Genomic DNA, 20,793 nt, shown 5'->3' on the forward strand with positions numbered 1-20,793 from the left:
TAGCTAAGACTTCAGTCGTGTCATCAACCTCAGCGCAGGAAATTGTCCGAGCACGTCCTCTCGACCCATGAACCGTCCCCCCGTCTGTACAGAAGTCTCGGCCCATCTGCTGAACGCAGAGGTCAGCTTCACAGGAGTTGTTCGGTATTTCAGTGCCTTGGACAAAGGGGAGGGGCTGGGCACTTGGTCATTGGTGTTTCACCAAGGTCGCCTGGGGTTTGCTCACCACAGCTTGGAGCCCTTGGAGCGCTTGGATCGCCACCTGCGTCGGCTCAGCCATCAAGTCTTTTCTCTGACTCGCCAAAATTGCCTACGCATCCATCGGCAGGTGGAGGCGCTATTGGCTCAGGAGACTGGGCCTCTACCTGCAGACCTTCTGGGGCTGAGTTGGATGGTAACGGAGCAACTGCTGCCTTGGGAAGCTGCGCGCAGGTTGAATGCTTGGATCGGCGAGGAGGTGCTGCAAAATCTGTTGCTGGTTCCAGGGGGCTTTCAGCAGGAGATCATCCCACTGGACAACGTGCCCACCCTGGGCCAGTGGGATGGGGGATCCCTGCTCGACCTGATCCAAAAGCGGCTACGGGCATGGCAATCTTTGGGGCCTGAGATCACCTCCCCCTACCAACGGCCCTACTTTGCCAGCCGGGCCCAGGCAGAACGCCTTCCCGCCGAGCAACAGGAACGGCTAGGCCGGTTACTGAAGGGGTTTAGCTTCCGCCAGTTGAGCGCCCTTCTCGATCAAGACGACCTCCAGATCGCTCGCCGCCTACATCCTCTGGTCAAAGCCGGTATCCTTGTCCTGCGGGATCCCCAGCCCCCCTTTGATCGGCTGCCCAAAACCTACTCGGCCAAGCTTGAGACAGAATCACAGCCCTCAGAAACTCCCACCGTCCCTCTTCACCTGGCCAACGGGCTTGCAGATCTAGGCCCATCTCCCCAAGCCTCGAAAACCTGGATTGTGGCCTGTATTGACGACAGCGAAGCCATGCTCAGCGAGTTGCAGCGGTTGTTGGAAGGGCACAACCTGGTCATTCACACCATCAGCGACTCTTTGAAAGCCCTGATGAAGCTGACCACCCTCAAGCCAGATTTGATCCTGCTGGACGTGGGTATGCCCAACGTGGATGGCTACCAATTGTGCAGCCTCATCCGCAAATCCTCCGTGTTAAAGGATGTGCCGGTGGTGATGGTCACAGGCCACAAAGGTCTGATCGATCGGGTGAAGGCGCGCCTGGCCGGTGCCACCGATTACCTGACCAAGCCCTTTCGGCAGGAAGAATTGCTGCAGATGGTGTTTCGCTATCTCAGCTAGGGATCCCTCTAAAGGTTCGTCGAAAAAGAGATAAGGAGATGTCGATCATGGTGAAAGTTCTTGTGGTGGAAGATGTGGCCTCGGAGCGACAGCTCATCAGCGATTACCTCCGCTCAGAAGGCTATCAGGTGGTAGCGGTGGCCAACGCCCAAGAGGCATTGCAGCAGATCCGCAACGACAAACCCGATGTGGTGCTGACGGACTTGGTCATGGAAGGCATGAGCGGGCTGGAATTGTGCCGCCAAATCAAGAAAAACCCGGAAACCCAAAAGTTGCCCGTTGTGGCCTGTACTTCTAAAAATCAAGAGCTGGACAAACTCTGGGGCATGAAGCAAGGGATCGATCTTTATCTGACCAAGCCTTTTACCCGCGAAGACATTTTGCGGGCCGTGAAATCAGTAGTGCTCAGCCCGAGCTCATGATTTTTGCCACTCCTGTCCTTGCTGAGCTGCGCCTCCAGTTAGGATCCCTGTGATTATCACGAATTGTTCTTAGGAGATGTCTTAGAATTGGCAGAGCGAGAACGGCAATGGCGGTAGCTTTCTCCCCACACAGCCCTACTTCTACCCGTACCGGCGAGCTGTACTTACATCTACAGTTGGGGGTAGACTGTCGGGCCCTTTTGCCCATGGCATTTGCCCAGGAAGCTCTAATTGTTGGCCCGCACCACTTTACCCTTCTCCCCAACCAGCCCGCATGGGTGCTGGGCTTGTTCAACTATCGCAATCGCATTCTCTGGGGACTGGATCTGCCGCAATTTCTCGGCCTAGAGCCCTTGGACTTTGGGCAGCCCGAACACCACTTGGTGGTGATGCGCCCAGAATTTGGGGGCTCTGCATCGCCAGTGCGAACAGGCTTGGGCCTGGCAACCCAACACGTGAAAGGAGTAGCTCGAGTGCCCGCCGAGGAGATCCAACCCTTAACAAAAGCCCAGGCAGCACAAAACAACTTTCGACTGGAGAACTTCTACGACTCTTGCAAAGGGCTGGTGTTGGAAGGGGATGAGCCTCTCTGGGTGCTCGACCCTCTTGCCATTGTCCAAAAGCTCAACTCAGTTGATTCCTCGGCAAACCCTTGATCTTGGCGACCTTTTCCCCGACTTACCCTCACTTAAAGGCAAAATTCTATGGTTTCCTTCCGTCCCCTCTTTCTCAGGCCTGCTCCATCTTCCCGGCCCCAACGCAAAGTCGCGGGATCCCGCCTGGCCCTGGCAATCAGTTTTCCTCTGGGCATCAGCTCCCTGCTGTTTGCCGTCTCTGCCGGCAGCGTAGCCCGCACCTATTTCGAGTTCGAGCCGGCGATCTCGCGGCAGTTCACCCTGCAAAACCTGAGCGATCAGGTGATCTATTTGGATGAAGTCTTGACCATGTCTGCCCGCATGGCCGCTGCCAGCGGGGATCTGTCCTGGGAAGAGCGCTACAACATCCATGTCCCTCAGTTGGATGAGGTGCTGGCGGAGATTCAGCAATTGGATCCCGCCTCTTACGAAGCCTATGCAGCCAAAACCACAGCAGCCAACATCAAGCTGGTGGAGTGGGAAGTGCAGGCTTTTGATCTGATTCGGGCCGGCGAGCAGGAACGGGCTTTCAACTTGCTGCACAGCCCTGAGTACGAAGAGCAAAAGCGCATCTACGCCGAAGGGATCAACCAAACCCTGGAGGCCATTCGCAGCAACATTCAGGCCAGCGTCCAGCTTTACGAGCAAGAGCTGCTGCAGGCTTTGATCTTTTCCGGCATCAGCTTCCCGATTCTGCTGCTGAGCTGGGGGATCATTTTGATCCTGGTGCGCAACTTTGTGCGGGAACGCAACGCCACCTACGAGCGACAAGTTTCCGACACCCGACTGGCCCAGCGGTTTGCCGATATTGCCCGGATTCGCCAAGAGCAAGAGCTGATCGATCCCCTAACTGACTTGTTGGGCGAGATGCGCCAGCGCTTCGGTGCCGAACGAGTGGCCTTCTATCGCTTGACCGCTCCCGAAGAGGCGCAGGTTATCGCTGAATCTCACGACAGCCGCCTGCCCGACACCTTGGGCACCCTCCTCCGCAGGATCCCGGCTCCGATCCAGCAGGCTCTCCACGGCGGGCAAGTTTACGCTTTTGGCCCGGTGCCTAGGCCAGATCTGGGCGCCGACTACCTGCAGAGGCTGGCCACAGCCCAACTGAAAGCCGAGATGATAGCGCCGGTGGTGCGTGGCGATGAGCTTTACGGTTTTTTGGCAATAGGCCGCGCCCAAAGCCAGAGCTGGTCTGACGAAGAACAGAAAACCTTGGCAGAGCTGGCCAACCGCCTGGGTCAAGCTTTGGGTAACCTGGGGGCGCTGGAGCAAAAAGCCGTGGCCGCCCAGGAACGGGAGCGGTCGGAAGCGCTGCAAAGAGAGCTGCTGCAGCTTATCAGCGAGGTCAAAGAAGCCTCGCGGGGGGATCTCACGGTGCGGGCGCAGCTAACAGCCGGACAAGTTGGCATCATGGCGGACTTTTTCAACGTCATTATCGAGAGCTTGCGCGACATCGTGATTCAAGTGCAGCAGGCCGCCGGTCAAGTCAACCAATCCATTGGTCGTGACGAGGCAGCCATTCGCGAGTTGGCCGAAGCCGCTCTCCGACAGGCCACCCAAATCGAAGAGACCTTGCGCTCTGTCGAGCAAATGACGCTCTCAATCGAGGAGGTAGCCGATAAAGCCCAACAGGCCGCCACCGTTGCCGAATCTGCCGCCGCCACGGCCATCAACAGCAGCTTGACTATGGATCGCACAGTGCAAAACATCCTGCAACTGCGGGAAACGGTGGCCGAAACGGCCAAGAAGGTGAAGCGGCTGGGGGAATCTTCCCAGCAGATTTCCAAGGTGGTGTCCTTGATCAACCAGATTGCGCTGAAAACCAACCTCTTGGCGGTGAACGCCAGTATCGAGGCAGCCCGTGCCGGCGAAGAAGGGCGAGGTTTTGCGGTGGTCGCCGAGGAAGTCGGGGCACTGGCGGCCCAGTCGGCAGAAGCCACCCGCGAGATCGAGCGCATTGTGGAAGGGATCCAACGGGAAACCGGCGAGGTGGTACAGGCGATGGAAACCAGCACCGGCCAGGTGGTGGAGGGAACCCGCTTGGTGGAAGCAGCCAAGCAGAGCCTGGGACAAATTGTGGAAGTCTCGCGGCAGGTGAACCAGCTCTTTCAGGCCATTGCCCGCTCCACCGATGCCCAGGCAGATGCATCTCAAACGGTGCGCCAGTTGATGCAGCAAATCGCCAACATTGCCGCCCAGACGGCGGCAGCCTCGCAGCAGGTGGCCAACTCTCTCCAGGCTACGGTGGCGGTTGCCCGTCAGTTGCAGACTTCTGTGTCCACCTTCAAGGTGGGGGAGGCGGTTTAGCATAGGGCCGAATCCCACTTCCCTCGACCCACGCGAGTGGCAGGTTAGGCTGCAGTTTTTGGACGAAGCCCAGGCTTACCTCGACACCCTGGAGGCAGGGGTGTTGGGCCTGGGATCCCAGAGTTTGGATCGCCCCCGTTTGGATCGCTTGCTGCGGGCTGCTCATTCCATCAAGGGCGGGGCGGCCATGATGGGCTTTCCGGTGCTTAGCGACTTGGCCCATCGCCTGGAAGATGGTTTCAAGATCTTGCAGGTGGATCCCCAAAAAGCCGACCCCGCAGTGGAGCGCAACCTCTTGGCGGCGTTGGATTGCATGCGCCAAATAGCCCAGCAGCACCGCCAGCAGCGGCTTTTGGACGAATCTTGGCTGGCAGAGCGGGTGCAGCCTCTTTTCGATCAATTGCGAGAGCAGTTGGGAGAGTTGCAGCCTGAGGACAACGTCCAAGTCCTGGCAGCAGAGGCCGGGGGCGATATGCGGGTGCTGCTGTTTGCAACCGAGGTGGAGGCCTGTCTGCAGCGGTTGGAAGGTGTGCTGGCCCACCCCGAGCAGCCCTGTTTGCGGGAGGAGTTTCTCATTGCTGCCCAAGAGCTGGGGGCGCTGGGGGAAATGTTGGATCTGCCTGCCTTTGCCACCCTGTGCGGCTCAGTAGTCCAAGCTCTGGAGACGCTGCCGCCAAATGCCAAGGAGCAGGTGTTGCCCGTTGCTCAGGCGGCTTTACAAGCTTGGCGACGCTCGCAGGCCCTGGTGCTAGTCGGTCAGGTCGCTCTTCTCCCCAGCTCCTGGGATCCGGCAGAGCCTCCAGTTTCCCCCCCGCCAGAAGCCCCTCCCCCTGCAATGGCAGGAGCCACCGAGCTGCCGGATTCGATTCCAGCCGGGGCCAAAAGCGCTGCCGAGATGCTACGGGTGCCGGCTCGCCCTCTGGAACAGTTGGGGGAGCTGTTGGGAGAGCTCATAGGGGAGCGCAACCGCTTAAACAGTCGCCTGCAACGGCTGCGGGAGCTGGTCAGCTTGTTCAAACGGCGGGTTCGCACTCTAGAAGAAACCAACAGCCGCCTGCGCAGCAGCTACGACCGCGTCGCTGCCACCGTGCCTGCTTCTGTGCTCTTGAAAAAAGAAGGGGATCCCGGCCTGACCTTGGCCGATACCTTTGACCTCTTGGAGATGGATCGCTATGGAGAGATGCACCTGCTGACCCAAGAGGTGATGGAAACCGTTGTGCAAATTGATGAGGTAACCCACGATATCGACACCACCCTGCAGGAGACCGAAGGCAGCGCCCGCCAGCTCAGCCGCCTCTCCAGGCAAATGCAAACCCGTCTCGACCAGGTGCGCATGCAGCCTCTATCGGATTTGACGGATCGCTTCCCCAGAGCGCTGCGGGAGCTGAGCTTAGCCCATGGCAAGCCCGTGGAGCTGCGGGTCTTGGGGGGATCCACCCTAATCGAGCGCTCGATTTTGGAGGCCTTGGCGGATCCCTTGTTGCACTTGGTGCGCAACGCCTTTGACCACGGCATCGAGGCTCCAGACACCCGCCTGGCCCAGGGCAAGCCGGCCAAGGGCCTCATCGAAATTGCCGCCAGCCAACGGGGCAACCGCACTCTGATCACGGTGCGAGACGATGGGGCAGGGATCTGTCTGGATAAAATCCGGGCCCGCGCCTTGCAGATAGGGTTTTCCGCTGCCGACCTGGCTGAGGCCAGCTCCCAGGAGCTGCTGGAGTTGATCTTCCAGCCGGGCTTCAGCACCGCCGAGCGAGTCAGCGAGCTATCTGGACGGGGAGTGGGTCTAGACGTGGTACGCACCAACCTGCAACGAATTGGCGGCCAGGTGCAGGTGGAATCTTGGCCGGGACGGGGCACGCTGTTTACCCTCACTCTGCCCGTTTCTTTGAGCGTCACCCGCGTGCTGCTGACAGAATGCCAGGGGTTGATGTTGGCTTTTCCGGCCAACGCAGTGGAAGAATTGCTTATCCCCCCGCAGTTGCCTGCCGATTCCTTTCTCTGGGAAGGGGAGCAGATCCCTTTAATTCCTGTGGGCCACTGGTTTCGCTTCGCGCGCTGGCAGCCTCGCCGGGAAATTGACGAGACCCCCCTTCTCGACCGACCTGTGGTGCTGCTGGTGGTAGAAGACAACCGGCCCTATGGCCTGTTGGTGGATCGCTTTTGGCGGGAGCAAGAGGTAACTCTGCGCCCGGTGGAGGGAGGTCTGCCTCTGCCGTCGGGATTCTCCGGCTGTACGGTTTTGGCCGATGGGCGAATCGCTCTTTTCGTGGATCCGCCTGCCCTCTTGAGCTGGCTGCTCGCCCAGCGGGATCAGCCCTGTCAGTCGGCAAGGGATCCCCTTCCCCAGCCCAGGTTTGCCGCCCAGCCCACCCTGCTGGTGGTGGAAGATTCGGTCAACGTGCGCCGCTTCTTGGCCATGACCCTAGAAAGAGCAGGGTTCCGGGTTGAACAGGCTCGCGACGGACAAGAGGCCCTCGAGCACTTGCAGAGAGGAATTCCCATCCGAGCGGTGATTACCGACATTGAAATGCCGCGGCTGGATGGCTTTGGCTTGCTGGCCCAGATTCGTGCCCACCCCCTGTATGACCAGCTTCCCGTGGTCATGCTCACCTCCCGCAGTGGCGAGAAACACCGCCAACTGGCCCAGCGGCTGGGAGCCAGCGCCTACCTCTCCAAGCCCTTCCAGGAACAGGAGCTGATCCAAAAGCTGCGGCAACTGCTGCAACCAGCCTCTTCGGCACCTTCCACCGGCGTTTTGATGGCGAGGTAGTCCATGCCCCTGCTTTCCCCTCTGCGCCTGCGTCGTCTGGCTCGGCAAGAACAACTGAGAAACCGGCAGACCTTGATTACTTTCCAACTGGGCTCCTACTGCTTCGGCCTCCCTGTTGATCGGGCGCGGCGAGTTTTTAGCTGGGCAGAGTTTCAGCTTGCTCAGGAGGGCGGCCCCCAGCTTTTGGATACCGGTCGTTTGTTGCTGGGCCGAGGGATCCCTTTTCAACCGGAAGGGGTTATTCTGTTGCAGCCAGGCAGTTCTGAGGACGGATTGTCCGACCAGATCGACAACCCAGAAACAGGGGCTCTGCCCATTCCCACTCAGCCCCTCCTGCGCCGCCTGACATCCTCCCAGTTGCAGCCTCTCCCCAGCCGCTATGCAGCTCAGGCCCGCCAACGGGGTATTGTGCAGTGGATCCCGCCAGCCGAAGGCCAGCTCCCCCTGTTGGTGTTCGACCCTCATCTCTGGCCTGTCTGTTCTTGAGCGGGGAGAGGGGGCAGTTGCAGTTCTGGATTCTCCACGCGGGTTAGCTCCCAGCGAAAGGGCTCCCCACCCCGTCGCTGCCAATTCAATCGGAAGGGTTGCTCCAAGGCGTTCACCTGATCCCGCGTCAGGTTGGCTAAGGGGCCGCCGGATCCCTCGATCACAAACCAGAGAGTGGCCTGTCCTTGGCGACTGGGATCCCCTGGGCCGAGCTGCACCTGCAGCGCTTGGGGTTGGAAGCGCAAGCGAAAAAATTGCCCGAAGATCTCGCGGCTGTAGGCCAGCGCCCGCTGCTTGTTCAGGCCCCAACCATCGCTATAGGCCTCAGAGACCAGCATCTCCACCTGATCCCAGTTGCGCTGCTCCACCGCCCGCAGCAATTTCTCCGTGTGGACGCGGATTTGTCGCTCAGGCCGCCCGTATTGCCAAAAGGCTCCCACCCCGATAGCCAAGACGACGGATCCCACCACCCCCCAGCGCAGCCAGGGGGGAAGGGGTGAAGGGGGAGAAGAGACAGAAGCAGACAAGGGATCCCTCTTGGGCAGTAGGGGGATTGCTCCCTCTAGCCTACGGGATCTACATGTGAGAAGATCAAAGCCTGACCCCGAAATCTGTGCAGCCTCTGCCGGTCACAGCACGCTCCCGAAATTTAGCCAACCGGTCATGACCAAGTCCAACGACCGCCTACTGCTGGAGTTTGAGCAGCCTGTTGCCGCCCTCGAACAGCGCATCCAGGAAATTCGCGCCTTGGCCGAAGAAAACGACATCGACGCCTCTGAGCAGATTCGCCAACTAGAGGCCAAAGCCGAAGAGCTGCGCCGCGAGATCTTCAGCCAGCTCACCCCCGTAGAACGGCTGCAGGTGGCCCGCCATCCCCGCCGCCCCACCACCTTGGACTACGTCCAGACCATCTGCGACGACTGGTTTGAGCTGCACGGGGATCGCCACGGCCAAGACGATCCGGCCATCGTCGGCGGCCTGGCCAAACTGGGGGATCAGCCGGTGATGATCCTCGGCCACCAAAAAGGCCGCGACACCAAAGACAACATCCACCGCAACTTCGGCATGCCCAACCCCGCCGGCTACCGCAAAGCCCTGCGGCTGATGGAACATGCCCACCGCTTCGGCCTGCCCCTATTGACCTTTATCGACACGCCGGGGGCCTACCCAGGGGTTAAGGCAGAAGCCGAGGGCCAGGGGGAAGCGATCGCCACCAACCTGCAGACCCTGTTTCGGCTGGAGATCCCCATCATCTGCACCGTCATCGGCGAAGGGGGATCCGGGGGGGCTTTGGCCATTGGCATTGGGGATCGCATCTTGATGTTTGAGCACGCCGTCTATTCGGTGATCTCGCCGGAAGGCTGTGCGGCCATCCTTTGGAAAGATGCCAAGAAAGCGCCGCAAGCAGCGGCAGCCCTGCGCATTACCGCCCAAGACCTGCTGCAGCTAGAGGTCATTGACGAGATCTTGCCGGAGCCGGTTGGCGGCGCCCACCGCGCCCCCCTGGAAGCTGCCCAGACGCTGAAAGAAGCTCTCCTGCGGCATCTCAAGGAGCTATCTGCTCTGAGCGGGCGGGAGCTGCGGGAGGAGCGCTACCAGAAGTTTCGCCGCATGGGGGCCTTTCTGGAGCTGGCTCAAGAGAGCTAGACCGGATCCCTACCAGGTGACCCGATCCCGCAGTTGCTCAATCCGGGCCGGCCCGATGCCCTTGACCCGCTGTAGATCTTCCAAGGAGGAAAAGGGACGGGCCTCGATGATGCGCTGCGCCAGGGCCGGGCCAATGCCGGGCAACTGCTGCAGCTCTGCTGCGGTGGCGGTGTTTAAGTTCACGCGGGAAGCTTGCGGGGTAGCCGGCTGGGAAGGGGATCCCCTGTCAGGAACGGAGATCACCTCGACTTCCAGCAGCTCCGGCTCTGCTTCAGATGAGGAGAGGGCGACGGGGACAGGGCTGGGGCAGAGGCGGGCTCTCTCTTCCGCCTGTTGCTGCAGGCGGCGGCTGGGGCCAAAGCGGGCCTCGGCAATGAGCCGCTCGAACTCGCGCACAAAGTGATCCACCACCCGCTCATTACGGATGATCAAAAGGTTTTCGTCGTTGATGTGGTTGGCCGCCATTGACCAGTTGTGGGATCCGGTGATCACCGTGGCCTGAGGAGTGCCGGGATCGACGATGGCGAACTTGTGGTGCAGCTTGTCTCCCGGGGCGAGGTTGGGCACGCCCACGGATGAAGCGGGCACTGTCCAAGGCAGGCGGGCCGCGTCCACCCGGCAGTTTTCGTCCGGGAGCAGCAGCCCCCACATCTCCAGGGTGCGGCTGTAGTCGCGAAAGGCAAAGCCGGGATCGAACACGCCGCGGATCAGCACGTTGCGCTCCTGGCGCAGTTGCCTGAGCTGGTTGGCAATGCCTGAGTCCGTAAAGACCAACAGGGCCAGATCCACCTGCTGCTGCGCTTGGGCCAGGGTGGCCGCGATGATGCCGTTGGAAGTGGCCTCGTAGGGCAGGGAGCGGCTGCTGGGAGAAAAATGTACCCCCACGATGGCATCGCCAAGGTAAACCGTCTCCAGGGGACGCTTGAGCTTTTGCACCCCGAAGCGGCTGTCGGGCAACCCTCCCGGCCCATCTCCCCACATGAGGTTGAACTCCTCGGTGTAGAGGCGAGCCAGCTCGGGGCTATCCAGCAGCAGCAGGTGGTTGGCGTTGCCCACACTGCCGGGGGCATCGAAATCCCCGTGGATATCGGAGAGGGTAAAATTGGCCGATCCGGTCAGCACCCGCTGCCCGTCGATAATCACAAACTTGTGGTGCATCAGGCCGCTGCCCTTGGAGCCGTCGGCGGTGTCGTCCAGCCAGGGCACCTGCCCCCCATCGAGCAGGGCATAGACATCCCGCGTGGCGATCTCTTCTGGGGAGAGGCGCCCATCCCGGTTCACATCCACCAAGTTGCGGTACTCCTCGTACTTGCGGCGGCTGCGCTCGTCCAACGCCCGCACTTGGTCAGGGGTGAGCTGGTGCCAGGCCCGCACATAGGTATTTTCGGTAATCACCCGCACCGGGATCCCGGCCTGGCGCCGCTCGGCCAGGGCCTGGGCAATCAGGGGCAGGTTCAACTCTTGCACCGCCACATCCAGCGACTGCTGGGCGGAGCGGATCTGGGAGAGGATCAGCTCCTCCAGGTTGTAGCCGTAGCGATAGACCTGGCGATAGGGATCCCGATAGGTGCTCTCGCGGCTTTGGTTGAACGCCACCCGGATGCGGGGGTGCTGCGGCAGAGGGGCCAGGGTGGGCAGCTCTGGCTCTTGGGGATAAGGCCGAGGTCGGGGGCCCACCCAGTAGCCAATGGCCACCAGGAGCAGCAGCAGGGCAGCCCAGGGCAGCCAACGACGCAGTTGCCGCCGCCAAGATGGGATCCCGATCCCGTTCATCCCCTTTCTCCCCTCCAGCAACCACACCCAGAATACCGAACTTTACCGTAGCCACTTCTACGCAAAAGTGACCCCTGCTCTGCTCTAGGGCCACCCGTGCGAGAACGGCTTTTGACCCTAAGATGGAGACGAATGTTTTGAGTTATTAACTTTTGTTATGAATCGCAAAACCCTCACCCTTGGACTGACGGCGGCCACCTGCTTGGCCTTGGTCGGTTGTGACAGTTCCAGCAACGATACAGCCATTGCCCTGCCGACGCCCACTCCGACTCTCTCTCCCAGCCCTACGCCGCTGCCCAATATCGTCGCCGTTGCCGCTGCTAACCCTAACTTCAGTACCTTGGTGACGGCCCTGCAGGCAGCGGGCTTGGTGGGGGCTTTGCAGCAAGAAGGCCCCTTCACGGTCTTTGCTCCCACCAATGCTGCCTTTGCCGCTTTGCCCCCTGGCACGGTGGAAGCCTTGCTGCGGCCTGAGAACCGGGCAGAGCTGGTGCGCATTCTCACCTACCACGTGGTTCCCGGCTTGGCCCCCTCCAGCGCCCTCAGATCCGGCCAGCAGGTGACGACTTTGCAGGGATCCCCTGTCACTGTCACCCTTCTTGAGGGCGGACGGATTCGCATCAACAACGCCAACGTGATCACCGCGGATATTCAAGCTGCCAACGGCATCATCCACGTCATCGACACCGTCTTGATCCCACCTCGCTAAGGCTTCAGGCATTATTAAGAAAGAAGATCAAGTCCGGCAGTGATTGGGAGGCCCAGCGTGGAACGGCCCAAGTGGGTAGCCATTATGACGGGAGCTTTGGCCATTGCCCTGGGGGTGGGCTATTTGTTGTTGGTGCAGCTATTGGACTACCGGGGGGGCGAGTTTTTGCCAGCGCCGCTGGAGCCGCCGGCGGTTTTGCCAGGGATCCCTGTCCTTTTTGGCCACTTGGGCTGAGGGCGATCTCGATTGGCGTTTTCTGTCTTCAGCTTCTGGTTTTGCCGGTGGGTAGCTGTTCCTAAACAAAGCTTCTTGCAAAAACTGTATGCCCAGCTACAGCTAGCCCTATGCTAGAGAAGCGGCTGCGGAGCCCGCTTGCGCCGGGGTTGCCAGCGGAGAGGGTTCAGCCGTCCTAAATTCGCGAACGCTTCTCTCGCCTTTGCAGATCTCTATAGATCTTCAGGGTTTGCCTGGGGATCAGGATCTGTTCCCGATTGGGCATTTGGGCAAGCTGTGGGTTGGCATGGTGTTGTCGCGCTCCACTTGGCTGTGGTTGTTGACGGGGCTGGGCTTGGCGGCTCTCAGCCAATACCTGCAATGGGTTGAGGGCATCTACAGCTTTGTGGCTCCCTATTCGGTGCCGCTGGCGGATCTAGCGGTGGCCGGCATCCTGGGCGGAACAGTGGCGGCAGGGCTGGTGGCACGCCATTGGTGGCAACAGGTTCGCCGACCGCAACAGGATCCCACCCCAGCGGCTAAGCCGCGGCGGCGGGTTAAGTTGACGCGGGATCAGGTGCAAGCAGATCTGCAGGATGTCGATCGCCTTATCCAGAAGCTGCAGGACGACATTAGCCGTCGCGCCTTGCAGGCCAAGGCGCGGGAGATCGATCGACGGCTGGCCCAGGAAGAATTGCACCTGGTGGTGTTCGGCACCGCTTCTGCCGGCAAAACCTCTCTCATCAACGCTCTGCTGGGGCAGCCTGTGGGGGAAACCGCTCCCACCCTGGGCACCACCCAGCAGGGATCCATTCACACCTATCAACTGGAGGGCTGGAGTGGCCCCATCTCCCTCACCGATACCCCTGGCCTGCTGACCATCGGCGGCGCCGGCGAGGCGGAGGCCCGCGCCCTGGCCCAGAAGGCGGATCTGTTGATTTTGGTGGTGGCCGGGGATCTGCTGGCCTCAGAATATGCCGAGCTGCTCGAGCTGGCCCGGCTGGGGAAATCCACCATCCTGGCCCTTAACAAGACGGATCAGATGTTGCCGGAGGAGGTGGAGATCATCTTGGCCCACCTGCGCCAGCGCACCGCCGGCGTCATTCCCCCTGAGCAGGTGGTGGCCATTGCCGCCGACCCGGAGCCCTTGAAGGTTCGCTACTGCTTCCCCGATGGCTCCAGACAAGAAACCTGGGAGCCGCAGCCCCCCGATACAGGCGCCCTGGTCCAGCAGATGGCCCGCCTGCTGCAGCAAAAGGGATCCCATCTGCGCCTGGCCAACGCCCTGTTGCAAACCCAAACCTTGAGCGAGGCCGTCCAACAGGCCCTGCGGGAAGAGCGCTACCACCAGGGTCGCCAGATCGTGGAGCGGATGCAGTGGGCCACCGCTGCTGCCCTGGCCGTGACTCCCCTTCCGGCTTTGGATATGCTGGCGGGGGTGGTCATCCAGGCGCGCATGATCGGGGAGCTGCATCAGGTGTTCGATCGCCGCATCACCCTGCAGCAGGCTCAACAAATGGCCCACAGCCTGGCGCAAATGATCGTGCAGCTTGGGGGACTGGAGCTGGCCACCCAGGCCCTGGGCTCTGCCCTCAAAGCCAGTCCCTGGATGCTCATGGGGATCCCGCTGCAGGCGGCCAGCGGAGCCTATCTGACGCGGGTGGCGGGGCTGAGCTACCTGGAGTGGCTGCAATCGGGGGATCCCTGGCAAGAGGAGCTCCTGCAAGAGCGGCTCAAGCAGCAGCTTCACAGCCGTTATCCGCTGGCCTTTCTCAAGCAATTGGCTCGCCAAGCCCACTCCAGCAGCTAGCCGAACAGCCCAAGCTCAGCTAGGGCCATTTCAAAAGCAAAAAACCCGTCGCTAGCCCAAAGCAACCCCCTCGGCGGCATGGCCATTCGCCGGCAACTGGTTGAGATCCAACTGCCAAAGCTGAAATTGCTGCGGCTTCCCGGCCTTGGGCACTTGCAGCCAGACCAGTCCCCTTTGCCCCACCTGCAACACCTCGGATCCGACGGGCACGGCCACCTGGGCCAAGGGATACCCCCCCTCGCTATACAGCCAGAGGGAAGAGAACTCCTCCCCCTCGCGACACAGGAGCAGCACGCCCCAAGGGGCCTTGGCCATTTGCAGGGGCCACCCCTTCAAAAACCAGCGGCGCAGCCGCAGCGGGTTGACCTGCACCGAGCAAAGGTGGGGGCAGCATCCCTGGCCTCCTCCATCCCCGCCGGCAAAAAGCAGCCGCTCCCCCAAGCTGAGCACTCTCCCCCTGGGATCCAGGGGTAGGCGATAGCGCAGCGGCTGGGAGCCCGTCTGCGGAGGCCAGGCCGCCGGATAGGGCAACACAGTCATTTCCACCCACTGCCGCCCCAATCCCGCCAACAGCACCAGATGCTCCGAGAGAGCCAGCAAGCGGAGCAGGGATCCCGTTGGCACCTGCCAAGGCCAGCGAAAGTAGCAGTGGAACTCCGGAAAAGGTTGAGCTACGGTTGGCCCAGCCGGCAGCCATTGCACTGCCCCAATTTCTTTGGCAGTGGCCCAGACCAACTCCTGCCGCTCCGCCAGCCAGGTGGCTCGCCAATCCTCCGCAAAACTCAGCAAGGTACGGACGCGCGCGGGACTCAGGTGCAAAAGGTTGCTTTTGGAAAAAGCCAAAGCCTCCGGGAAGCTCGGCAAGGGCAGCACTTGCTGCAACGGTTCGGCCAAGGAGAAACAGGCCAGAGGCGGCGCTCCTGAGGCAAGGGTCTGCAGATCCAGCCACTCCAGCCGCTGAGGGGTTACCCGCAGCAGCAGCGGGGATCGGGAGCCGCTCGGATCTTCACAGATGCAGAACTTTTGCTCAGGCAGGGACTCCCTCCCGCCCTCGCCAACAAAACCCGGATCCGGCAGATCCCAGACCTGCAGGCCGGGAGGTGACCGCCTGGACAGGCGAGGGCCGACCCAACAACCGGCTGGCTCCTGCCACTCCCGGGCAAAGGTTGCCAGGGCCGAACGCATCTGGGCCGCGGTGCGAAACCGCCGCAGGGGCAACTTGCGCAACGTGATCTCCAGCAGTTCCTGCAGCGGGGCCGGGATCCCTTCCGGACAGACAAACGGCTGGTTGAGGTGGGCGTGCATCAACTGGCTGGGGGAGCCGGAAAAGGGTCGCCGGCCCGTCAACAGCTCCAGGAGGATGATCCCCACCGCGTAGAGGTCAGAAGCGGGGCTGAACTGGCCGTAGAACCGCTCTGGCGCCATGTAGGCGGGGGAGCCGGTGGCAGAGATCTCGCCGGGAGCAGGCTGGGGGTGACGAGCGATGCCAAAGTCCGTCAGCTTCAGTTGCCAACCCTGGGGCGTGGGCTTGAGCAAGATATTCTCTGGCTTGACATCGCAGTGGATTACCCCCTGTCGATGGGCATGATCCAAGCCGGCCAAGATCTGATCCACAAAGCCCAAAACCTGCTTGACCGGCAGCCACAGCCCCCGCTCCACCTGGTCGATCAGCTCCCGCAGCGTGCCCCCTTCGCAGTACTCCAACACCAAATAGCGCCCCTCACGGGCATGTTCGAGGGCGTAGCAGCGGGTGATGTTGGGGTGGTTCAATGTCAGCAGGTAGCGCAGCTCCCGCAGCAGGTTGGGGGTGGGAAAGCGCTCTGCCGGCAGCTCCTTGAGGGCCACCAGATCCCCCCCGTGGCGGGGCCGGGCACAGAACACGCGCCCATACTGCCCTTGGCCGGCCAAACCCAAAATTTGGTAGCTGTCGTGAATCGACTTGGTGGTACGGGTGCGTCGGGACACGGCCCCAGGGGAATCCATACCGGCACCTTGTATCGTTATATCCCCTGCCCGCTCTCTTCTTGTCCTAATCTCGGCACGGGAACGCTGGACACCTAGGCACCTTTGCCGACAGGGCTGCTCCCCCTGCACCCCCCAACAGAGAGCTTAGGAGCCGGTTAACTGCTTGAGCAGCTCCGCCGCGTGAGCCTCCACCTTGACCTTGGTGATGATGGCCTCGATCTTCCCCTCCGGATCGATGACAAAGGTGGTGCGGTGAATGCCGTTATAGACTTTGCCCATGAACTTTTTCGGGCCATAGACGCCGTAGGCGCTGGCCACCTTGGCCCCCTCGTCCACCAGCAGCGGAAAGGGAAGCTGCAGTTTTTGGGCAAACTTTTGGTGGGAACGGGCGTCGTCGGCGCTCACCCCCAAGACGTGGATCCCGTGCGCCTGATACTCGGCGTAGGCATCGCGAAAGCCACAGGCTTCTCGGGTGCAGCCGGGAGTGTTGTCCCGCGGGTAGAAGTAGAGCACCACCCGCCGGCCCCGCAGCTGGCTCAGGCTGACCAAATTGCCCTCGGCATCGGGCAGGGTAAACTCCGGCGCCGGATCCCCAACAGCAAGAGCCATAGACGGGATCCCTCCTCAGGTGGATTTTTTGGGGGAGAGGATCATCGTGATGTTTCGCCCTTCCTTTTGGGGGGGCTGCTGCATTTCCGCCACGCCTTCTAGGTCTTTGAACAAGCGCTGCAGCAACTCTTCCCCCAACTCGGCGTGCTGGGCCTCGCGACCGCGAAACATCACCGTGGCTTTTACCTTGTCTCCATCCCCCAAAAACTGCTGAGCGCTGCGCAGGCGGACGTGGTAGTCGTGCTCGCCGATGTTGTAGCGAAACTTCACTTCCTTGATCTCGGCGGTGTGTTGTTTTTTGCGGGCCTCCCGTTCTTTTTTCTCCTTCTCAAACTTGAACTTGCCGTAGTCCATGATGCGGCAGACGGGAGGATCCGCCTTGTCGCTGACCAAGACCAAGTCCAGATCTTTTTCTTCGGCCAGGCGCAGGGCTTCGCGCGGGCTCATGATCCCCAACTGGGTGCCATCGGTGTCGATGAGGCGAATTTTGGGGAAGCGGATGCGCTCGTTGATGGCCGGCAGCTCTGCGCGCTGCTTGCGGGGCAAGCGGTCAAGTGGACGTTCTACGGACAAGTTTTCCTCTCTGTGAACAACAACCTAGATGGTAGTACTCAGAGAATAGCAGCCTCTTTTGCGCCCTTGCTGGCCGACGGACTTGCACCCCCAAGTGGTCTATCGGCCAGGAGGGCAAGGCATGCTGCACCTATACTAGCCGGCATTTTTTGTTTTCTTCTAGGGGTTCGCCGACCCACTGGAAGGAAGAAGGATGCTGGATTGGGGCAGCAACCGCGGTAGGATAACCAAAGTGGCGCTCCTGCCGGTGAGAGGGCAGGGGGGGGCTTGTTTTCCGGTTAGCAGGGAGGGCAAAAGTGGTGCAGCTCGGTTTAACGGAACGGGAACTGAAAGAGTTGGCCCAAAAGTCGGTGCAACTGATCCTGAGCCCGCGAGAAGGAGATAGCGAGGCGCTGGCTCAGTACAAAGCCTCGGCCGAATTCCGGGCAGGAGTTCATCTGGCCTGCGCGGCCATGGTGCTCGTCTTGGCGGAAAACAACGAGCGGATTAGCCAGCAGTTGGCTGCTCTCCAGGAAAAGGGATCCCTACCTCTACAGGAACCTTCCCAAAAACCTGCCAGCTAGAGCTGTGCCATGGTTCCAGAGACAGACCCACTGCAAGTGCGCAGCGAGCGGGACGCGATGGGGGAGCGGCAACTGCCGCAGTCGGTGTACTACGGCATCCAAACCGCCCGCGCCCTGGAGAATTTTCCCATCAGCGGCCTCAAGCCGCTGCCGGAGTACGTGGAGGCCTGCGTGCTCATCAAAAAAGCGGCGGCGGAGGTCAACGGCGAGCTGGGCTGCATTCCCCCCGACGTGGCCAAGGCCATTGTCCAAGCGGCAGACGAGATCCTCCAGGGATCCCTGCGGGATCAGTTTGTGGTGGATGTGTACCAGGCCGGGGCGGGCACCTCCCACCACATGAACGTCAATGAGGTGTTGGCCAACCGCGCCCTGGAGATCCTGGGAGAGCCCAAGGGGCGCTACGAGCGGGTCAGCCCCAACGACCATGTCAACTACGGCCAATCCACCAACGACGTCATCCCCACCGCCATTCGCCTGGCGGCCCTGCTGCGGGTGCGGCGGGATCTTTTGGGCACGCTGGACAACCTGGTGGCGGCGCTGGAGCAGAAAGCACAGGAGTTCCACGGCATTCTCAAGGCGGGCCGCACCCATTTGCAGGATGCTGTCCCCATAAGGCTGGGAGATAGCTTCGGCGCCTATGCGGCCATCTTTGCCCAGCACCGCCGCTGGATCGAGGAGGCCAGCCAGGCTCTGGGCAGCTTGGGGCTGGGGGGCAGCGCCGTCGGCACCGGCCTCAATACCCATCCCCAGTACCGGCAAAAGGTGGTGCAACGGCTGGCAGAGTACACCCAGTTGCCCCTTACCCCGGCCCCCCATCCCATGGCGGCGATGCAGAGCATGGCCCCCTTTGTGCACCTGTCGGGATCCCTGCGCAACCTGGCCCAAGATGCCATCAAAATGGCCAACGACCTACGCCTGATGGATTCCGGCCCCAAGACTGGCCTCAAAGAGATCCAACTGCCGCCGGTACAGCCCGGCTCCTCCATCATGCCCGGCAAGTACAACCCGGTGATGGCCGAGATGCTGAACATGGTCTGCTTTCAGGTGATCGGCCTGGACACCGCCATTCTCCTCGCCGCCCAGGCAGGCCAATTTGAGCTCAACGCGATGATGCCGCTGATTGCCTATAACCTCCTGCATAGCTTGCAGATCCTCAACAACAGCCTGCGCGTCTTTACCGAGCGCTGCGTCCGCGGCATCACCGCCCAGGCGGATCGCTGCCGCAGCTATGCTGAGGGGACGCTGGCTTTGGTGACTGCCCTCAATCCCTACATTGGCTACCTGCAGGCGGCAGAGGTGGCTAAGATCTCCCTGGAAACCGGCAAGCCCATCCGCCAGATCGTGTTGGAGCGCAACTTGATGAGCCCGGAACAGGTGGCCAAGGCGTTGAATCTGGAGGCGATGAGCCAGATGCGCTCTTAGCCCCTCCGCGAAAAGGGCAATTAGCCCTCTCGCCTGCCCCTTCCCCCTAGACTAAGTAAGACTCTCCTTTGCCAAGGCAGGCCATGACCGGAGAACGACTGAGCTTGCGGACGAAGCTGGCCTATGGGGTGGGGGATCTGGGCACGGGCATGACGGCCAATATCCTCATCTTTTTCCTGCTGCCCTTTCTCACCAATACCGTCGGCATGGCGGCAGGCTTGGCCGGCAGCATCTACGCCATCACCCGCTTTTGGGATGCCGTCAACGATCCCATCATCGGCATCCTCAGCGACCGCACCCGCAGCCGTTGGGGCCGTCGCCGCCCCTGGCTGCTGTTTTCGGCCATCCCCTTTGGCCTGACTTTTGCAGCTCAGTGGTGGATCCCTTTTCCCGGTCAGATGGGCCCCCTTTTCGCCTACTACCTGGCGGTGTCCCTGCTGTTCAACACCTTTTATTCTGCCGCCAACATCCCCTACGCCTCCCTGACGGCGGAGCTAACCCAGGATTACGACGAGCGCACCCGGCTCAACCAATTTCGCTTTGCCTTCTCGGTGGGGGGCAGCATGGTTGCCGTGGTTACCTTTCCGCTGCTGTTTAACCTGCTGCCGGATCGGGCTGCCGGCCATCTGCTGGCGGGGGCTTGTTTTGGGGCCATCTCGGCTGTGCCCCTGCTGCTCTGCTTTTGGGGAGTACGAGAACGTTTTCAATCCCAACGGGATCCGCTGCCTCTGCTGCAGCAACTGCGGGTGGCCTTCAGCAATCGCCCCTACCTGTTTGTCAGCGGCATCTACCTGTGTTCTTGGCTGGCCTTTCAGTTCACAGCCACGATCATCCCCTATTTCATCGTCTTCTGGATGGGCCTGCCCGAGGTGTGGATTTCTCTGGTGGTGTTGGCGGTTCAGAGTGTTGCCGTGCTGACCCTGTTTGCCTGGACATGCCTGAGCGCTCGGCTGGGCAAGCGCGCCATGTACCTGATCGGGGCGGGGTTTTGGCTCATCTCGCAGGCGGGCCTATTTTTCCTGCAGGCCGGCCAGGAGCGGCTCATGATTGCACTAGCCCTGTTGGCAGGGATCGGGGTTTCCGCCACAGTGTATCTTGGCCCTTGGTCAATGCTGCCGGATGTCATCGACCTGGACGAGCTGCACACTGGGGAGCGGCGGGAAGGGATCTTCTATGCCTTCATGGTGTTCTTGCAAAAGGTGGGCCTGGCGCTAGGGCTGTTTTTCGTGGGACAAGCTCTGGATTGGGCCGGCTTTATCCCTTCGGTGGCCGGAGAGGCCCCACCCCTCCAGCCAGAATTGGCCTTGCTGGCCATCCGCCTCGCCATCGGCCCCCTGCCGGCAGTGGCTTTAATCGGTGGGATCCTGCTGGTGTGGCTGTACCCCATCACCCGGCAGCGCCACCGGCAGATCCTAAGGGAATTGGAGGCAAGACGAGCGGGAGCATGACTCTAGTCAATGATACGCTGGACTATACTGAAAATAATGTACAGTATGTTCAGTATGGCTGCTTGGTATGGCTAGATATGTAAAACCGAGAGAAGCGGCGGATTATTTTGGGGTGTGTCTCCACAC

18 protein-coding genes are annotated in these 20,793 nt (G+C 61.1%); 13 read left to right on the plus strand and 5 right to left on the minus strand.

Annotated elements, in window-relative coordinates; translation table 11 throughout:
- Window positions 1–67: 67 nt before the first annotated feature.
- The 6 genes from SYN65AY6A5_RS00860 to SYN65AY6A5_RS00885 all read left to right on the plus strand — a co-directional run bounded on the left by SYN65AY6A5_RS00860 (window position 68) and on the right by SYN65AY6A5_RS00885 (window position 7,935).
- The gene (locus tag SYN65AY6A5_RS00860; RefSeq protein ID WP_011434290.1) at window positions 68–1,312 is read left to right on the plus strand and encodes a response regulator; all 1,245 of its coding nucleotides are present in this window, start codon (window positions 68–70) and stop codon (window positions 1,310–1,312) included.
- 47 nt (window positions 1,313–1,359) lie between these two features.
- Complete coding sequence (locus tag SYN65AY6A5_RS00865) at window positions 1,360–1,734, plus strand: response regulator (RefSeq protein ID WP_011434291.1); 375 nt, start codon at window positions 1,360–1,362, stop codon at window positions 1,732–1,734.
- A 107-nt stretch (window positions 1,735–1,841) separates the two neighbouring features.
- A complete protein-coding gene (locus SYN65AY6A5_RS00870; protein WP_011430974.1) occupies window positions 1,842–2,390 on the plus strand; it encodes a chemotaxis protein CheW in 549 nt (182 codons plus the stop codon).
- A gap of 48 nt (window positions 2,391–2,438) precedes the next feature.
- Window positions 2,439–4,676 (plus strand): methyl-accepting chemotaxis protein, encoded by a 2,238-nt coding sequence (locus SYN65AY6A5_RS00875; RefSeq protein WP_099883728.1) that lies wholly within the window; start codon window positions 2,439–2,441, stop codon window positions 4,674–4,676.
- 1 nt (window position 4,677) lies between these two features.
- Window positions 4,678–7,449, plus strand: a complete 2,772-nt coding sequence (locus SYN65AY6A5_RS00880; RefSeq protein ID WP_011434294.1) for a hybrid sensor histidine kinase/response regulator — start codon at window positions 4,678–4,680, stop codon at window positions 7,447–7,449.
- Window positions 7,450–7,452: 3 nt separating this feature from the next.
- On the plus strand, window positions 7,453–7,935 hold the full coding sequence (locus SYN65AY6A5_RS00885) for a hypothetical protein (protein WP_099835800.1): 483 nt from the start codon (window positions 7,453–7,455) through the stop codon (window positions 7,933–7,935).
- Here SYN65AY6A5_RS00885 and SYN65AY6A5_RS00890 read toward each other — a convergent pair.
- A complete protein-coding gene (locus SYN65AY6A5_RS00890; protein ID WP_099883730.1) occupies window positions 7,911–8,462 on the minus strand; it encodes a hypothetical protein in 552 nt (183 codons plus the stop codon). The genes SYN65AY6A5_RS00885 and SYN65AY6A5_RS00890 overlap by 25 nt on opposite strands.
- A gap of 136 nt (window positions 8,463–8,598) precedes the next feature.
- On the opposite strand from SYN65AY6A5_RS00890, the gene SYN65AY6A5_RS00895 reads away from it, so the two are divergent.
- Window positions 8,599–9,582 (plus strand): acetyl-CoA carboxylase carboxyltransferase subunit alpha, encoded by a 984-nt coding sequence (locus tag SYN65AY6A5_RS00895; protein ID WP_099812954.1) that lies wholly within the window; start codon window positions 8,599–8,601, stop codon window positions 9,580–9,582.
- 9 nt (window positions 9,583–9,591) lie between these two features.
- On the opposite strand, the gene SYN65AY6A5_RS00900 is transcribed toward SYN65AY6A5_RS00895, so the two are convergent.
- Window positions 9,592–11,355 carry a phospholipase D-like domain-containing protein gene (locus SYN65AY6A5_RS00900; RefSeq protein WP_099835804.1) on the minus strand — a complete coding sequence of 588 codons (1,764 nt, stop codon included), beginning with the start codon at window positions 11,353–11,355 and terminating at the stop codon, window positions 9,592–9,594.
- Window positions 11,356–11,512: 157 nt separating this feature from the next.
- Here SYN65AY6A5_RS00900 and SYN65AY6A5_RS00905 point away from each other — a divergent pair, with 157 nt between their 5' ends.
- From SYN65AY6A5_RS00905 to SYN65AY6A5_RS00915, 3 genes are all read left to right on the plus strand, one after another.
- Window positions 11,513–12,064, plus strand: coding sequence for a fasciclin domain-containing protein (locus SYN65AY6A5_RS00905; protein WP_099812957.1), 552 nt, complete (start codon window positions 11,513–11,515; stop codon window positions 12,062–12,064).
- A gap of 57 nt (window positions 12,065–12,121) precedes the next feature.
- Entirely contained in the window at window positions 12,122–12,298 is a 177-nt protein-coding gene (locus tag SYN65AY6A5_RS00910) for a hypothetical protein (protein ID WP_099812959.1), read from the plus strand.
- Window positions 12,299–12,527: 229 nt separating this feature from the next.
- Window positions 12,528–14,087, plus strand: coding sequence for a GTP-binding protein (locus SYN65AY6A5_RS00915; protein WP_240527342.1), 1,560 nt, complete (start codon window positions 12,528–12,530; stop codon window positions 14,085–14,087).
- Between the two features lie 51 nt (window positions 14,088–14,138).
- Here SYN65AY6A5_RS00915 and SYN65AY6A5_RS00920 read toward each other — a convergent pair whose 3' ends face one another.
- From SYN65AY6A5_RS00920 to infC, 3 genes are all read right to left on the minus strand, one after another.
- Window positions 14,139–16,070, minus strand: a complete 1,932-nt coding sequence (locus SYN65AY6A5_RS00920) for a serine/threonine-protein kinase (protein ID WP_011430960.1) — start codon at window positions 16,068–16,070, stop codon at window positions 14,139–14,141.
- 126 nt (window positions 16,071–16,196) lie between these two features.
- On the minus strand, window positions 16,197–16,661 hold the full coding sequence (gene bcp, locus SYN65AY6A5_RS00925) for a thioredoxin-dependent thiol peroxidase (RefSeq protein ID WP_011430959.1): 465 nt from the start codon (window positions 16,659–16,661) through the stop codon (window positions 16,197–16,199).
- 15 nt (window positions 16,662–16,676) lie between these two features.
- Window positions 16,677–17,234: a translation initiation factor IF-3 gene (gene infC / locus SYN65AY6A5_RS00930; RefSeq protein WP_011430958.1), complete on the minus strand. Its 558-nt coding sequence runs from the start codon at window positions 17,232–17,234 to the stop codon at window positions 16,677–16,679.
- Between the two features lie 296 nt (window positions 17,235–17,530).
- Here infC and SYN65AY6A5_RS00935 point away from each other — a divergent pair, with 296 nt between their 5' ends.
- The 3 genes from SYN65AY6A5_RS00935 (at window position 17,531) to SYN65AY6A5_RS00945 (ending at window position 20,667) form a co-directional block, all read left to right on the plus strand.
- The gene (locus SYN65AY6A5_RS00935; RefSeq protein ID WP_011430957.1) at window positions 17,531–17,797 is read left to right on the plus strand and encodes a hypothetical protein; all 267 of its coding nucleotides are present in this window, start codon (window positions 17,531–17,533) and stop codon (window positions 17,795–17,797) included.
- A 9-nt stretch (window positions 17,798–17,806) separates the two neighbouring features.
- Complete coding sequence (locus SYN65AY6A5_RS00940) at window positions 17,807–19,219, plus strand: aspartate ammonia-lyase (protein WP_041438484.1); 1,413 nt, start codon at window positions 17,807–17,809, stop codon at window positions 19,217–19,219.
- An 83-nt stretch (window positions 19,220–19,302) separates the two neighbouring features.
- On the plus strand, window positions 19,303–20,667 hold the full coding sequence (locus SYN65AY6A5_RS00945) for an MFS transporter (protein WP_099812961.1): 1,365 nt from the start codon (window positions 19,303–19,305) through the stop codon (window positions 20,665–20,667).
- Window positions 20,668–20,793: the final 126 nt, after the last annotated feature.

The organism is Synechococcus sp. 65AY6A5, assembly GCF_002760415.1.
GTDB lineage: Bacteria > Cyanobacteriota > Cyanobacteriia > Thermostichales > Thermostichaceae > Thermostichus.